Source organism: Tropicibacter oceani (assembly GCF_029958925.1).
Lineage (GTDB): Bacteria > Pseudomonadota > Alphaproteobacteria > Rhodobacterales > Rhodobacteraceae > Pacificoceanicola > Pacificoceanicola oceani.
Genome location: NZ_CP124616.1, coordinates 3,368,119 through 3,382,477 on the forward strand (window position 1 = coordinate 3,368,119; position 14,359 = coordinate 3,382,477).

Annotated in this window: 16 protein-coding genes; 10 read left to right on the plus strand and 6 right to left on the minus strand. The window is 67.5% G+C overall.

Going from position 1 to position 14,359, the window contains the following annotated elements:
• Nucleotides 1-8: 8 nt before the first annotated feature.
• The 9 genes from hisD (at nt 9) to QF118_RS16230 (ending at nt 8,674) form a co-directional block, all read left to right on the plus strand.
• Nucleotides 9-1,319, plus strand: coding sequence for a histidinol dehydrogenase (gene hisD, locus QF118_RS16190; RefSeq protein WP_282300080.1), 1,311 nt, complete (start codon nt 9-11; stop codon nt 1,317-1,319).
• Nucleotides 1,316-2,371: an ester cyclase gene (locus tag QF118_RS16195; RefSeq protein ID WP_282300081.1), complete on the plus strand. Its 1,056-nt coding sequence runs from the start codon at nt 1,316-1,318 to the stop codon at nt 2,369-2,371. The genes hisD and QF118_RS16195 overlap by 4 nt, the downstream gene beginning before the upstream one ends.
• Complete coding sequence (locus QF118_RS16200) at nt 2,368-3,132, plus strand: SDR family NAD(P)-dependent oxidoreductase (protein ID WP_282300082.1); 765 nt, start codon at nt 2,368-2,370, stop codon at nt 3,130-3,132. The genes QF118_RS16195 and QF118_RS16200 overlap by 4 nt, the downstream gene beginning before the upstream one ends.
• A complete protein-coding gene (locus QF118_RS16205) occupies nt 3,132-4,148 on the plus strand; it encodes a LacI family DNA-binding transcriptional regulator (RefSeq protein ID WP_282300083.1) in 1,017 nt (338 codons plus the stop codon). The genes QF118_RS16200 and QF118_RS16205 overlap by 1 nt, the downstream gene beginning before the upstream one ends.
• Nucleotides 4,148-5,137, plus strand: coding sequence for a nuclear transport factor 2 family protein (locus QF118_RS16210; protein WP_282302502.1), 990 nt, complete (start codon nt 4,148-4,150; stop codon nt 5,135-5,137). The genes QF118_RS16205 and QF118_RS16210 overlap by 1 nt, the downstream gene beginning before the upstream one ends.
• Nucleotides 5,134-6,099, plus strand: coding sequence for a cupin domain-containing protein (locus QF118_RS16215; protein ID WP_282300084.1), 966 nt, complete (start codon nt 5,134-5,136; stop codon nt 6,097-6,099). Before QF118_RS16210 ends, QF118_RS16215 begins: the two co-directional genes overlap by 4 nt.
• A gap of 76 nt (nt 6,100-6,175) precedes the next feature.
• Complete coding sequence (locus QF118_RS16220) at nt 6,176-7,294, plus strand: cobalamin-independent methionine synthase II family protein (RefSeq protein WP_282300085.1); 1,119 nt, start codon at nt 6,176-6,178, stop codon at nt 7,292-7,294.
• Entirely contained in the window at nt 7,291-7,986 is a 696-nt protein-coding gene (locus tag QF118_RS16225; RefSeq protein ID WP_282300086.1) for an alpha/beta fold hydrolase, read from the plus strand. Before QF118_RS16220 ends, QF118_RS16225 begins: the two co-directional genes overlap by 4 nt.
• Nucleotides 7,979-8,674 carry an RraA family protein gene (locus QF118_RS16230; RefSeq protein WP_282300087.1) on the plus strand — a complete coding sequence of 232 codons (696 nt, stop codon included), beginning with the start codon at nt 7,979-7,981 and terminating at the stop codon, nt 8,672-8,674. Before QF118_RS16225 ends, QF118_RS16230 begins: the two co-directional genes overlap by 8 nt.
• A 7-nt stretch (nt 8,675-8,681) precedes the next feature.
• On the opposite strand, the gene QF118_RS16235 is transcribed toward QF118_RS16230, so the two are convergent.
• Genes QF118_RS16235 through QF118_RS16245 form a run of 3 tightly spaced genes read right to left on the minus strand, consistent with a single transcriptional unit; the run spans nt 8,682 to nt 10,682 of the window.
• On the minus strand, nt 8,682-9,467 hold the full coding sequence (locus tag QF118_RS16235; RefSeq protein ID WP_282300088.1) for a metal ABC transporter permease: 786 nt from the start codon (nt 9,465-9,467) through the stop codon (nt 8,682-8,684).
• Nucleotides 9,460-10,206, minus strand: coding sequence for an ATP-binding cassette domain-containing protein (locus tag QF118_RS16240; RefSeq protein WP_282300089.1), 747 nt, complete (start codon nt 10,204-10,206; stop codon nt 9,460-9,462). The genes QF118_RS16235 and QF118_RS16240 overlap by 8 nt, the downstream gene beginning before the upstream one ends.
• Nucleotides 10,203-10,682 carry a helix-turn-helix domain-containing protein gene (locus QF118_RS16245; RefSeq protein WP_282300090.1) on the minus strand — a complete coding sequence of 160 codons (480 nt, stop codon included), beginning with the start codon at nt 10,680-10,682 and terminating at the stop codon, nt 10,203-10,205. The genes QF118_RS16240 and QF118_RS16245 overlap by 4 nt, the downstream gene beginning before the upstream one ends.
• A gap of 112 nt (nt 10,683-10,794) precedes the next feature.
• Between QF118_RS16245 and QF118_RS16250 the strand changes: the two genes are divergently transcribed.
• Entirely contained in the window at nt 10,795-11,793 is a 999-nt protein-coding gene (locus QF118_RS16250; RefSeq protein ID WP_282300091.1) for a zinc ABC transporter substrate-binding protein, read from the plus strand.
• Here the strand turns inward: QF118_RS16250 and QF118_RS16255 are convergent.
• Genes QF118_RS16255 through QF118_RS16265 form a run of 3 tightly spaced genes read right to left on the minus strand, consistent with a single transcriptional unit; the run spans nt 11,790 to nt 14,331 of the window.
• Nucleotides 11,790-12,578, minus strand: coding sequence for a LamB/YcsF family protein (locus QF118_RS16255; RefSeq protein ID WP_282300092.1), 789 nt, complete (start codon nt 12,576-12,578; stop codon nt 11,790-11,792). The two genes, QF118_RS16250 and QF118_RS16255, sit on opposite strands and share 4 nt — an antisense overlap.
• Complete coding sequence (locus tag QF118_RS16260; RefSeq protein WP_282300093.1) at nt 12,575-13,585, minus strand: 5-oxoprolinase subunit C family protein; 1,011 nt, start codon at nt 13,583-13,585, stop codon at nt 12,575-12,577. Before QF118_RS16260 ends, QF118_RS16255 begins: the two co-directional genes overlap by 4 nt.
• Complete coding sequence (locus tag QF118_RS16265) at nt 13,582-14,331, minus strand: 5-oxoprolinase subunit B family protein (RefSeq protein ID WP_282300094.1); 750 nt, start codon at nt 14,329-14,331, stop codon at nt 13,582-13,584. The genes QF118_RS16260 and QF118_RS16265 overlap by 4 nt, the downstream gene beginning before the upstream one ends.
• Nucleotides 14,332-14,359 lie beyond the last annotated feature (28 nt).

Below are 14,359 nucleotides of genomic sequence, written 5' to 3' on the forward strand. Positions count from 1 at the left end.
AGACGAGAATGGCGATCCAGCACCTCAAACAGGGCAAACCCGAAACCGAACGCGCCGAGGATGATGCCAAGGTCCGCGCCGTGGTGGAAACCACGCTGGCCGATATCGAGGCGCGCGGCGACGCGGCGTTGCGCGATCTGTCCGAAAAATTCGACGGCTACACGCCGCAGGCCTTTCGCCTGACCGCGTCGGAAATCGAGGCGGCGATGCAAAAGGTCAGCGCCCGCGACATGCAGGATATCCGCTTTGCCCAGGACCAGATCCGCAACTTTGCCCAGGCCCAGCGCGCCTCGATGACCGATATCGAAGTGGAAACCCTGCCCGGCGTGATCCTGGGCCACCGCAATATCCCGGTGCAGTCGGTCGGCTGTTATGTTCCGGGCGGCAAATTCCCGATGGTCGCCAGCGCCCATATGTCGGTGCTGACTGCCGCCGTCGCCGGGGTGCCACGCATTGTCGCCAGTGCGCCGCCGGTCAACGGCGCGCCGCACCCGGCCATCGTCGCCGCCATGCATCTGGGCGGCGCACATGAAATCCTGTGCCTTGGCGGCATCCAGGCCGTGGGCGCCATGGCCATCGGCACCCAGACCCTGGACCCGGTCCACATGCTGGTCGGCCCCGGCAATGCCTTTGTCGCCGAGGCCAAGCGACAGCTTTATGGCCGCGTCGGGATTGATCTGTTTGCAGGCCCCACCGAAACCATGGTGATCGCCGATGACACGGTCGACGCCGAGCTTTGCGCCACCGACCTTCTGGGCCAGGCCGAACACGGCTACAACTCGCCCGCCTGCCTGATCACCACCAGCCGCAAGCTGGCCGAGGCAACCCTGGCCGAGATCGACCGCCTGCTGACGATCCTGCCCACGGCGGAAACCGCCAGCGTGTCCTGGCGCGACTATGGCGACGTGGTGCTGTGCGACAGTCACGACGAAATGCTGCAGGTGGCCAATGACATGGCCTATGAACACGTGCAGGTGATGACCGACCGCGACGACTGGTATCTGGAAAACATGCACAGCTATGGCGCGCTGTTCCTTGGGCCGCGCACCAATGTCGCCAACGGCGACAAGGTCATCGGCACCAACCACACCCTGCCGACCCGCAAGGCGGGCCGCTATACCGGCGGGCTCTGGGTGGGCAAGTTCCTGAAAACCCACAGCTATCAAAGGATCACCACCGACGAGGCCGCCGCCAGGGTCGGGGAATACGGATCGCGCCTGTGCATGCTCGAAGGTTTTGTCGGCCATGCCGAGCAATGCAACATCCGCGTGCGCCGCTTTGGCGGCAAGAACGTCCCCTACGGCAAGGCCGCCGAATGACCGACACCGGCGCGCACAACAAGGCGGCGCTCGGGCTGTTGCGGGCCGCCCAATATGACTGGGACACGCCCGCGCTGGCGGCTGCGCTGCACGGCGTCATGGCGCCGGACGCCGCGCTGCACCTGTGCCACCCCATCGGCGATCTGACCGGCCCCGAGGCGCTGCTGACGCGCGCCCTGACCCCGCTGCGCACCGCCCTGCCCGACGCCGAGCGCCGCGACTGGATCGTGATCGAAGGCAGCGATGCCGAAGGCCAGCACTGGGTCGGCTGCGCCGGGCACTACGTCGGCACCTTTGTCGCGCCCTTCCTGGACATTCCGCCCACCGGGCACCTGGCGCATATGCGCTTTCACGAATTCTACCGCTTTCAAGACGGCAAGATCGTCGAGATGCAGGCGATCTGGGACCTGCCCGAACTGATGATGCAGGCCGGGGCCTGGCCCATGGCCCCCGCCCTGGGGCGCGAGCTCTGCGTGCCTGGCCCGGCCTCGGGCGATGGGCTGCACCGCGCGCCGCGCGACCCGCAGCTCAGCGCGCAAAGCTGCCAGCTGGTCATCGACATGCTTGACCACATGATCCGCCACCCCGCACAGGGCGGCCCCGAGGTGATGGAACTGCCCCGGTTCTGGCATGACACGATGACCTGGTACGGCCCGGCCGGGATCGGCACCGCGCGCGGCATCGCGGGCTTTCGCAACTGGCACCAGATCCCCTTTCTGTCGGCCATGCCGGACCGTGGCCAGCACCCCGAGGGCCTGCGCTTTCACTTCTTTGGCGACAACGCCTATGCCGCCGTGACCGGCTGGCCGAACATGCGCCAGACGCTCAGCGGCGGCGGCTGGCTGGGCCTGCCGCCCACCGGCCAGCAGATCACCCTGCGCAGCCTGGATTTCTGGCGCATCGAGGCCGGGAAAATCCGGGAAAACTGGGTTCTGGTCGATCTGCTGGACCTTTATCAACAACTTGGCGTTGATGTGCTGGCCCGGATGCGAGAGTTCAACAAGGCCCGCGTGCCGGGCCATGTTCCCTTTTCCGCAGGAGACGCCGAATGACCTTGCCCCAAACCCCTTCCTTCCGACTGGATGGCCAGCGCGCCGTGATCGCGGGCGCCTCCTCCGGGATCGGCCTTGGCTGCGCCACCGCGCTGGCCGAGGCCGGGGCCGACGTGACCCTGATCGCCCGCCGCGCCGACCGGCTGCAGGAGATCACAGCGCAGATGGCCGCGCGCGGCTGGACCGCCCATGCGCTGCCGCTGGACATCACCGACATTGCCGCAACCCAGGCCGCCGTTGCCGCCCATGGTCCCTTTGACATCCTGCTGAACGCGGCCGGACTGGCGCGCCATGCCCCGGCCATCGACACTGTGCCCGACGATTTCGACGCGGTGATGAACATCAACCTGCGCGCCGCCTATTTCCTGACCCGCGCCGTCGCCGCCGGTCTGCTGCAGGCCGGCAAAACCGGCAGCCTGATCAACATCTCGTCGCAGATGGGGCACGTGGGCGGGCCCGATCGCGCGGTCTATTGCGCCTCAAAGCACGCGATCGAAGGCATGACCAAGGCGATGGCGCTGGAATGGGGCCCGCGGAAGATCCGCGTCAACACCATCTGCCCGACCTTCATCCTGACCGACCTGACCCAGGCCACCTTTGACGATCCGGCCAAACGCGCCTGGATCGAGGAAAAGATCAAGCTGGGCCGCGCCGGCCAGGTGACCGACATCATGGGCGCGGCGCTTTACCTGGCCTCGCCGGCCTCGGATCTGGTGACCGGCACGGCGCTAATGGTCGACGGAGGCTGGACGGCGGACTGATGGCACAGGTCAAGGTCACATCAGCCGAAGTGGCCCGCCTTGCGGGGGTATCGCAATCGGCGGTCAGCCGGGTGTTCACCCCCGGGGCCTCGGCCTCGAAGAAGACCGTGCAGAAGGTGCGCGAGGCGGCGGACAAGCTGGGCTATCGGCCCAATGTCCTGGCCCGGGCCATGGTGTCGGGCAAAAGCCGGATCATCGGGCTGGTGGTGGCCTACCTGGAAAACCAGTTCTATCCCGTCGCGCTGGAACTGCTGTCGAACGCACTGCAGGCGCGCGGCTATCACATCCTGATCTTTACCGCGCCCAATTCGACCGATGGCATCGACGGCGTGATGCAGGACCTGATGGATTACCAGGTCGACGGGATCATCGCCGCCTCGGTCTCGATGAGCTCGGACCTGGCCCGCAGGGCGCGGCAGGCCGGTATCCCGGTGGTGCTGTTCAACCGCGGCCAGGATGGCCCGGGGCTGTCCAATGTGACCTCGGCCAATCATGCGGGGGGGCGGCGGGTCGCGCAGTTCCTTCTGGCGGGCGGTCATCGGCGCATCGCCCATGTCGCCGGCTGGCAAGGCAGCTCGACCGGGCGCGACCGGCAGGCGGGGTTCCTGTCCGCCATGGACGAGGCCGGCCAGCGCCCCTTTGCCCTGGTGGATGGCATGTACAACCGCAAGGTCGCCGCGCAATCCACCCGCCTGCTGTGCAGCGGCAGCGCCCGGCCCGACGCGATCTTTGTCGGCAACGACCACATGGCCTTTGCGGTGATCGACACCCTGCGCGCCATGCGGCTGGAGCCCGGGCAGGACATCTCGGTCGTGGGCTATGACGATGTGCCCATGGCCTGCTGGGGCGCCTACGACCTGACGACCCTGCGCCAGCCGGTCAACCGCATGGTCGATGCCACGGTGTCGATCCTGCTGGACCAGATCGAAACCGGGGAATCCCGCCCCGCCCGTATCGAAATCGAGGGAGAGCTGATCTTGCGCGGCTCGGCCCGCATTCCCGAAGGATGGACCTGATGAAAGGCTTTGACGCCAAATTCGCCGATTTTCCCGACTATATCATCGGCATAACCAAAGAGATCTGGGAAGACCGCGGCATCGCCACGCTGCACCGCTATTACGCGCCCGATATCGTCGTGCGCTCGCCCGCGTCGGTGGTGATCGGCAACCAGGGGGTGATTGCAGCGACCATGGCCACCCTGGCCGAATTCCCCGACCGAGAGCTGCTGGGCGAAGACGTGATCTGGTCGGGCACGCCCGAAGACGGCATGCTGTCCTCGCACCGGATCATCTCGACCGCGACCCATGCCGGCGACGGGGTCTATGGCAAGGCGACCGGCAAACGCCTGCAATACCGCATTCTCGCCGACTGCCACGCCAGGAACAACCAGATCGACGACGAATGGCTGATCCGCGATCAGGGCGCCATCGTGCGGCAGATGGGCTGGCTGCCCGATGCCTATGCCCGCGATCTGATCGCCCGCGAAGGCGGCCCCGAGGCCTGCGTCAAACCCTGCGCCCCGGGCAACGATCCCGAGGGTCCCTACAAGGGCCGCGGCAATGACAACCCCTGGGGCGCCGAGCTGGCCGATATCCTGACCCGGATCATGGGGGCCGATATGGCCGCCATACCGCAAAGCTATGACCGCGCGGCGCAGCTGGAATATCCCGGCCATGTCACCGCCCATGGCTGGGCGCCCGCCGACCGGCTCTGGATGGGGCTGCGCGCGGCCTTCCCCTCGGCCCGCTTTGAAATCCACCACCAGATCGGCCGCGACGATCCCGCCATGCCGCCGCGCGCCGCCCTGCGCTGGAGCCTGACCGGCAAACACGACGGCTGGGGCGCCTTTGGCCCGCCCACCGGCGCGCAGGTGCACGTCATGGGCATCACCCATGCCGAATTCGGAAGCCTTGGCGCCGCCCCCACCCGCCTGCGCCGCGAATGGACGCTTTTTGACGAAACCACGATCTGGAAACAGATCCTTTTGCACACAGGTACGCTATGACCCCCCAGGAAATGGAAAGCCGCATCGTCCGGTACGGCGATTTGCAGCCTTGCAAGACCGCCTTCATCGACGCCCACACGCCGGGCAGCGACCAGAAGGAAAACTTTACCATCATCGGCGGCGGCGTGTCGGAAAGCCCAGACCAGCACGTGCACATCTCGATCCCGCATGGCTTCAACATCGGGGCGGCGGGGCAACCGCCGAAATGCCGCAACTCGCTGCACGACCACCGCACCGCCGAGGCGTTTTTCGTCCTGTCCGGGCGCTGGCGCTTTTTCTGGGGGCGCTGGGGGAATGCGGGCGAAGTGGTGCTGGAACAGGGCGACATCTTCAACATCCCCACCGGCATCTTTCGCGGCTTTGAAAACATCGGCACCGATTACGGGATGATCATGGCGATCCTGGGCGGCGATGACGCCGGCGGCGGCGTCATGTGGGCGCCACAGGTGATCGAAGATGCCGCCGACCACGGCCTGGTGCTGGGCGAGGACGGCAAGCTGTACGACAGCAAGAAACAGCAGCGCCTGCCCGAAGGCGTCAAGCCGATGCCGCTGATGAGCGCCGAAGAACTGGCCAAGCGCCCCGAACCGACCACGGCGCAGGTGCTGCCGAACCACGTGGCCCGCTACTGGGACATGGTCGCACTGGCCGACCGCAAGCCCTGCAAGGTCATCGGCGAAACCGGGCTGCTGCGCGACAAACCGGGCTTTGAGGTCGATTTCATCACCCGCGCCTCGGCCAGCGACAGCCGGCACAGCCACACCGTTCCCTCGGTGCTGATGCCGGTCAAGGGGCACTGGCGCGTCACCTGGGATGGCGGCGCGGCGGTGCTGGCCCCCGGTGACACCATGAGCGTTCCGGAAAACCTGGCCCACAGCGCCGTGCCCTCGATGACCGGCGAGGCGGCGCTGTATCACGTGGTCGCCACCGGTGACCCCGCCGGACTGACCTGGAAAGGCTGACACCCCGCGCCCCGGCCCCGTGCCGGGGCCTCATTCGCAGAGGTCCCGGCGCAAGACCGGGACGGGAGACCGAACCATGACCGTAAAGACAACCCATGTCGGATCGCTGCCGCGCACGCAGGCTGTGGTCGATTTCATCTTTGCCCGCGAACGCGGCACGCCCTATGACGCGCAGGCCTTTGACGCCTGCATGACCGATGCGGTCAGCGAAACCGTGCGCCGCCAGAAGGACGCCGGCATCGACATCGTCAGCGATGGCGAAACCTCCAAGATCAGCTATGCCACCTACGTCAAGGACCGCTACACCGGCTTTGACGGCGACAGCCCGCGCAATGCGCCCGCCGATCTGCAACGCTTTCCGACCTTCCTCAAACGGCTGGCCGACGAAGGCGGCACCCCGCAATACGCCCGCCCCATGTGCGTCGGCGAAGTGCGCTCCAAGGGCCAGGGTGAGCTGCAGAAAGACATCGACAACCTGCGCGCCGCCATGGCCGAACACGGGGTCGCGCGCGGCTTCATGAACGCCGCATCGCCCGGGGTCATCTCGTTGTTCCTGCAGAATGATTTCTACAAGACGCGCGATGCCTACCTGGCGGCGCTGGCCGACGCGATGAAGCAGGAATACGAAACCATCGTCGCCTCGGGGCTGGATCTGCAACTGGACTGCCCCGATCTGGCGCTGTCGCGGCACATGCTGTTCAACGACCTGTCCGACGCCGAATTCGTCAAGGTCGCCGGCGCCCATGTCGAGGCCCTGAACCACGCCCTGCGCGACATTCCCGAAGACAAGGTGCGCATCCACATCTGCTGGGGCAACTACGAGGGCCCGCATGTCTGCGACATCCCGATGGCCAAGATGTTCGACACGCTGATGTCCGCCAAGGCGCGCTATGTCCTGTTCGAAACCTCGAACCCGCGCCATGGCCATGAATGGACCGTGTTCCGCGACCGCAAATCCGACATCCCCGATCACAAGGTGCTGGTGCCCGGCGTCGTCGACACCACCACCAACTTTGTCGAACACCCTGATCTGGTGGCCCAGCGCATCGCCCGCTTTGTCGACATCGTCGGCAGTGACCGGGTGATCGCGGGCAGCGATTGCGGCTTTGGCACCTTTGCAGGCTTTGGCGCGGTCGATCCCGAAATCGCCTATGCCAAGCTGGGCGCGCTGGCGACGGGGGCGAAACTGGCGTGACACCGCTGATCTATCTGCCCGGCATGATGTGCGACGCGCGGCTTTTCGGGCCGCAGGTCGCCGCCTTGCCCGGCACGGTGTACAGCTTTGGCTTTGATGAGACCTCGGTTCAGGCCATGGCCGAACATCTTCTGGCATTTGCGCCGGAACGGTTCGCGCTGGCGGGGCTGTCGATGGGCGGCATCGTGGCGATGGAGATGCTGCGCCAGGCACCTGGGCGGGTTGCGGGCCTTGCCCTGCTGGACACCAACCCGCTGGCCGAGCGTGATGAGATCAAGGCCCGGCGCGGCCCGCAGATCGAAAAGGTGCGCGCCGGCAAGCTTGCCGAGGTGATGCGCGACGAGATGAAGCCCAACTACCTCGCCCAGGGTCCCAACCGTCAGGCGATCCTGGATCTGTGCATGGATATGGCTGTTTGCCTGGGGCCCAAGGTGTTCGAGAACCAGTCCATCGCCCTGCGCGACCGCCCCGACCAGACCGCCACCCTGCGCGCCTTCACCGGCCCCGCGCTGGTGCTCTGCGGGCGCGAGGATGCGCTCTGCCCGGTCGCGCGGCATGCCCTGATGCACGCGCTGATGCCGCAATCCACCCTGACGGTGATCGATGGCGCGGGCCACCTGCCGACGCTGGAACAACCCGCACAAACAACCGCCGCGCTGCGCGCCTGGCTCAAGGAGACCGACCATGAATGACGCCCTGCTGACCCTGTTGCGCAGCGTCGATACCCCCACCGTCTGCAACGCCATCGAGGTGATCGAGGGCAAGCGCGGCTTTGACCGCTTTACCCGCGGCACCGTGCTTTGCAGCGCCCCGGACGAAGGCGCCATCGTCGGCTATGCGCGCACTGCCCGGATTTCCGCCATCGTCCCGCCCAGCGAAGCCCCCGAGGTGATCCGCGCCCGCCGCATGGACTATTACCGCCACATGGCCAGCGGCCCCCGCCCCGCCATCGCCGTGGTCGAGGATATCGACGGCGACAAGGCCATCGGCGCCTATTGGGGGGAAATCAACACCACCGTTCACAAGGGCTTTGGCCTGTCGGGCGCGCTGACCAATGGCGTGATGCGCGATCTTGGCGATCTGCCCGATGGCTTTCCCGTCATCGCCGGGTCGATCGGCCCCAGCCACGGCTTTGTCCACGTCACCGAGGTCGCCAGCGATGTCACGGTCTTCGGGCTGACCATCCGCGACGGTGATCTGGTCCATGCCGACCGCCACGGCGCGCTGGTCATCCCGGCCGAGTATGTCGACAACCTTCAGGCGGCCATCAACACCATGCGCCGCACCGAGGACATCGTCCTGTCCGCTGCGCGCAAGCCCGGCTTTGACTTTGACAGCTTTGCCGCCGCCTGGGAGGCCTTTGAAAAGGCCCGCACCTGAGGGCGCGCTAGCGGGGCCGCCGCGCCAGCAGGCTGAGCGCAAAGATCCCGGCCGCGGCGCAGACGATGCTGGGGCCGGCGGGGGTGTCGAATTCCCAGGCCCCCCACAACCCGCCAAGCGCCGCGGCAACGCCGACCGCGCCGGCGCCCAGCGCCATCTGTTCCGGGGTTCGGGCCAGCGCGCGGGCGGCGGCCGCCGGAATGATCAGCAGCGCGCCGATCAGCAGCGCGCCGACGACCTTGATCGCCACCGCCACCACCACGGCCAGCGCCAGGATCAGGATGCGCTGTTCACGCTCGGGGTCGATCCCCGACGCCCAGGCCAGGTCCGGTGACACGGTGGCGGTCAACAGCCTCTGCCAGCGCCAGGCCAGCAAGGCCCAGACCAACGCCCCGCCGCCCCAGATCACCGCCAGGTCGCTTTTGCCGATGCTCAGGATGTCGCCGAACAAAAAGGCGCTCAGGTCCAGTCGCGCGCCCGCCACAAGGCTGGCCGCCACCAGCCCAAAGGCCAGCGCCGCATGCGAGGCAACCCCCAGCAGCATGTCGCTGCCATAGCCGCGCCCGGTCAGCCGGGCGACCATCAGCGCCATGGCCAGCGCCACCACCAGCGTTCCGGCCATGACCGGCACCGAAAAGGCCAGCGCAAGCGCGACGCCCAGAATGCCAGCATGGGCCGTGGCATCGCCGAAATAGGCCATCCGCCGCCAGACCACGAAACTGCCCAGGGGCGCCGCCGCCAGCCCCACACCCACCGCGCCCAGAACCGCGCGCACCAGGAAATCGTCAAGCATGATCGCAGCCCTCGTGCGCGTGATCGTGATCGTGGCTGTGGGTGTGTTCGTGCCGGTACAGCGCCAGCGCGCCCCCCGTGCCCGTGCCGAACAGCGCCCGGTATTCTTCGGCCTGCGCGACCACCTCGGGGTGGCCTTCGCAGCAGACATGACCATTCAGGCAGATCACCCTGTCGCTTGCGCTCATCACCACGTGCAATTCGTGGCTGACCAGCAGCACGGCACAGCCCAGCCGGTCGCGGACCTCTTCGATCTGGCGATAGAACGCCGCCTGCCCCGGCTGATCCAGCCCCTGCGTCGGCTCGTCCAGCAGCAGCACCTCGGGCAGGTTCAACAGCGCCCGCGCCAGCAGCACCCGCTGCAACTGCCCGCCCGACAGATCGGCAATCTGGCGATCCGCATAGCCTTCGGCCCCGGCTTCGGCCAGGGCGGCGGCGCACATATGCGCCGGGATGCGGTCCGGCAGGCTGAGGAATCGCGCCACCGTCATCGGCAGGCTGGGGTCCAGCGCCAGCTTTTGCGGCACATAGCCCAGACGCAGCCCAGGCTTGCGCGTCACCTTGCCCGAATGCGGGCGCACCGCGCCGATCAGGCTGCGCAGAAAGGTCGATTTGCCCGACCCGTTCGGCCCGACGACCGTCACGATCTCGCGCGGGTTCAGGGCGAAATTCACGTCCCGCAGCACCTCTTGCCCGCCCATGTGCAGGGTCAGGTCGCGGGTTTCGATCAGGGCGGTCATTGCGCCTTGCCCGCGCAGCGCGGGCACAGGCCCTCGGCCTCGATGACCATGCGTTCGGTGACAAAGCCAACCTGCGCCGCCGCCTCGCGCAGCGCCTCCGACACCGCCCGGCCCGGCGCTTCGGCGACGGCCGAGCAGACCCGGCAAATCAGGAAGCTGGGGGCATGACGCTGGCCGGGATGGGCACAGGCGATAAAGGCGTTCAACTGTTCGATCCGATGCGCAAAGCCATGGCTGACCAGGAATTCCAGCGCCCGGTAGGCCACCGGCGGCTGCGATCCAAGGCCCGCATCGCGCAGGTGTTCCAGCACGTCATAGGCCCCAAGGGCGCGGTGCTGCGCCAATAGCACCTCAAGCGCCTTGCGCCGCACCGGGGTCAGTTGCAGCCCGCGCGCCGCGCAATCCGCCTCGACCGCCTGCAGGCTTGCGGCGATGCAGCTGTCGTGGTCGTGCCGAACAAAGCCTTTTGCCTCCATCACGGATTCCTTTGCCTTCTGGGGGGTCTTGAACTGTTACATCATAACGCGCTAAAAGCCGGGCGCAACGTTATATCATAACACACCTCTCTGTAACACACCGGTGCCCTCCATGACCCTTCGCCTTGCCGCTGCCTGCCTGTTCTTCGCCCTGCCCGCCCACGCCGAGGTGCCCCGCGTCGTCACCGACATCGCGCCCGTGCACAGCCTTGTTTCCATGGTGATGGAGGGTGTCGGCGCGCCAGAGCTGTTGCTGCCGCCCGGCACATCGGCGCATCATTTCGCGCTCAAACCCAGCCAGGCGCGCGCGCTGGCCGAGGCGGAGCTGATGGTCTGGATCGGCCCGGCGCTGACGCCCGCGCTTGGCGAAAGCATGGCCAACCTGGCCCCACAGGCCGCGCAACTGGTGCTGGCCGAGGCCCCGGGAACGCTGACCCTGCCCTATCGCGACCTGGACGAGATCGGTCAGTCCGAACAGGCCGACGGGCATGACGACCACGCGGATCACGATGACCACGAAGCGCACGATGACCATGAAAAACACGAAGAACACGAAGACCATGCCGAGGCGGACCCCCACGAAGGCCATGACCACGCGCACGGCGGCACCGACCCGCACCTTTGGCTGACGCCGGTCAATGCCCGGCTTTGGCTGACCACGATTTCCCAGGCGTTGGCGTCGCAGGACCCGGACAATGCCCTGACCTACCAGCAAAACGCCGCAGCCGCCCAGGCCCGCGTCGACGCGGCCGAGGCCGAGGCCCGGCAAAGCCTGCGCGCCCTTGAAAACGCCCGCTTCGCCGTGTTTCACGATGCCTTTCAGTACTACGAACAGGCCTTTGGCCTGACCGTCATCGGCGCGATTTCCGACAGCGAGGCCGCCGCCGCCGGTCCGGCCCAGCTGGATGCCCTGCGCGATCACCTTGCCGAACAACGGCCCGCCTGCATCCTGACCGAACCGGGTGCCAACCTGAAACTGGTTCAGGCCGTCGCGCCCGATCTGCCGATGGTCGAACTGGACCCGATGGGATCGACCTTGCCGTTGGGCTCCGGGCTTTACCCGGCGCTGTTGCAGGACATCGCGGCGCGCCTTGGCGGCTGCGCCCCCTAGGCCAGCGCCCCGCGCCGCCCTTCAAAGGCGCGCACCGCGATGCCTGCCGTCTCCAGCCCGCCGCGCACGGCCCTTGCGATCTGCAGGGCCGTGGCCCCGTCGCCGTGCAGGCAGATGGTGTCGACCGCCGCCGGGATCGGCGCGCCGGATTCCGGCAGGATCGCCCCGGCCTGCACCATTTTCACAATCCTTTCAGCGGCATAGCCCGCATCATGGATCACCGCACCGGGCAGGCTGCGATCAACCAGCGTCGCATCGGCGTTATAGGCCCGGTCGGCAAATATCTCTCCGGCCCATAGGCAATCCAACCCTTCGACCGCGCGCTGCTGCGCGGTGGCGGCCAGAACCATGACGATGATCTCGGGCGCGATTTCCAATGCGGCGCCGTAACAGGCGCGCGCCATGCCCTCATCTTCGGCCGCCATATTGGCCAGCGCGCCGTGCAGTTTCAGGTGCCGCACCTGTGCGCCCTGCGCCCGCGCCATGGCCAGCGCAGCCCCCAGCTGGTATTGCACCATGTTGCGCAAGGACGCCTCGGGCAGATGCATCCTGCGCCGCCCGAACCCCTGCAGATCGGCAAAGCCCGGATGCGCCCCGATCCCGACGCCGCGCGCATGGGCGGTGGCCATGGTCTGCGCCATCACGTCCGGATCGCCCGCGTGAAAGCCGCAGGCGATATTGGCCGAACTCACCACCTCCAGCAGCGCCGCGTCCTGCCCCATGACCCAAGGGCCAAAGCTTTCGCCCATATCGGCGTTCAGATCGACGGATGTGACCGTGCTCATGGCTCTTCCTTTCCGGTGATGGCCCCGCTGATCAGGGTATAGGACAACAGGTCCGCGATCTGCGCCGGGTCGCGGTACATCGGTGCCGCCAACCCCGGCAAGGCCTTGAGATGCTTGACAAAAGCCGCCTGCGCGGTCAGCGCCTCGTCGCGGGTGACAAAGCGGAAGTGGATGTCCGACCCGGCGGGCGCCTGCGCGATGCGCGGCAGATCGGCGGGAATGACCGTGCCGATGCGCGGATAGCCCCCCGTGGTCTGACATTCCGACAACAGCACATAGGGCGCGCCATCGCCGGGGATCTGGATATCGCCGGGGGTGATCACCTCGGACAGTATGGTCTGCCCCGCCTGCAGGCCAAAGCCTTCGCCCTCGGGCGCCAGGCGCACACCCATCCGGTTGCCGCGCGCATCGCGGGTGAACCGCGTCGCGGCAAAGCGGTCCCGGTCCTCGACAGGGTATAGCCCGGTTTGCAGGCTGGGCAGGATGCGCAACTCGCCGCCGCTCCAGCGCGGCTCGGGGGTCAGGATCAGGCCGGTCGCGTCACCGGTCTCGTCCCCCAGCGGCAGGCTTTGGCCCACCGTCACCGGCGCGCCCAGCCCCGCCGCCAGATGGGCGCTTTGCGCGCCCAGGATATGCGGAAGGACCAGCCCGCCACCGAAACTCAGATAGCCATAGACCCCGGCCTTGGCTCCGCCAATCTCCAGCACCGCGCCGGGCGGGACCAGGTGCGAGGCCTGCCAGGCCAGCGGCGCACCGTCCAGCGTTGCCTTCATCGGGGCACCGGTCAGGGCGATCCGGGTCGGGGCCGTCACCGTGAACCGCCCGCCCATTCCGGCCATTTCCAAAGCCGCGCCAATGGGTTGGCGCAGCAGCGCCGCGCCTTCGGCTAGCGCCAGCCGGTCCGCCGCCCCGCCCCGCGACAGCCCCTGCGACAGGTATCCGGGGCGGCCCATGTCCTGCACCGTCACCCCCGGCCCGATCTGCTGCACGATCACGGCGCGGGTCATGGCAGCGGCCTTTGCGTCAGCCCGCCCATGGGGTCGCCGCGCAGCGTCTCGAACACCTCGCGCGAGACGGCGGGAAACTGCACCTCGTCCCCGGGGCGCAACAAAAAGGGCGTGTCGCTGTCTGGCTGGAACAGGCGTACGGCGGTCTGCCCCACATGCCGCCAGCCGGTCGGCGTGGTGACCGAAAACAGCACCAGTTGCCGGATCGCCACCACCAGCGCCCCAACCGGCACCTGCGGCGTCAGGGCCGTCTGGCGCGGGATGTTCCAGGCCTCGGGCAAGGTGCCCAGATAAGGCTGGCCGGGGGCAAAGCCAATGGCCGTGACCCTGACTCGCGCTTGGGACATAGACGCAATCGCGGCTTCGACGCTCATCCCGGCCAGCTGCGCGGCCTCGTCCAGTTGCGGCGCCAGATCGGTGCCGTAAACCGTTGGAATCGATAGAAACCTACGCCCCTCGGGCAGGGCGGCCTGATACCAGTCGCGCGTTGCCAGCAGCGCGCTCAGCCGCTGCGACAGGGCCTCGGGCGCGACGGCCAGCGGATCGAACCGCAAGAAACACGACACCAGCGAGGTCGCGCATTCCTCGACCCCTTCGGGGCTGTCCCCCTCCAGCGCCGCCTTGAAGGCCAGTGCCGCGCGATTGGCAGGCTCGTCCAGAACCTCGCCAAAACGCACCAAAAGCCCGTCCAGCCCGACAGGGTCGATGCGGGGGAAATCAGGGGTTTGCATTGGGGTGTCGCTCATTCGGGCATGAAGCCACGGCGCGCGGGCA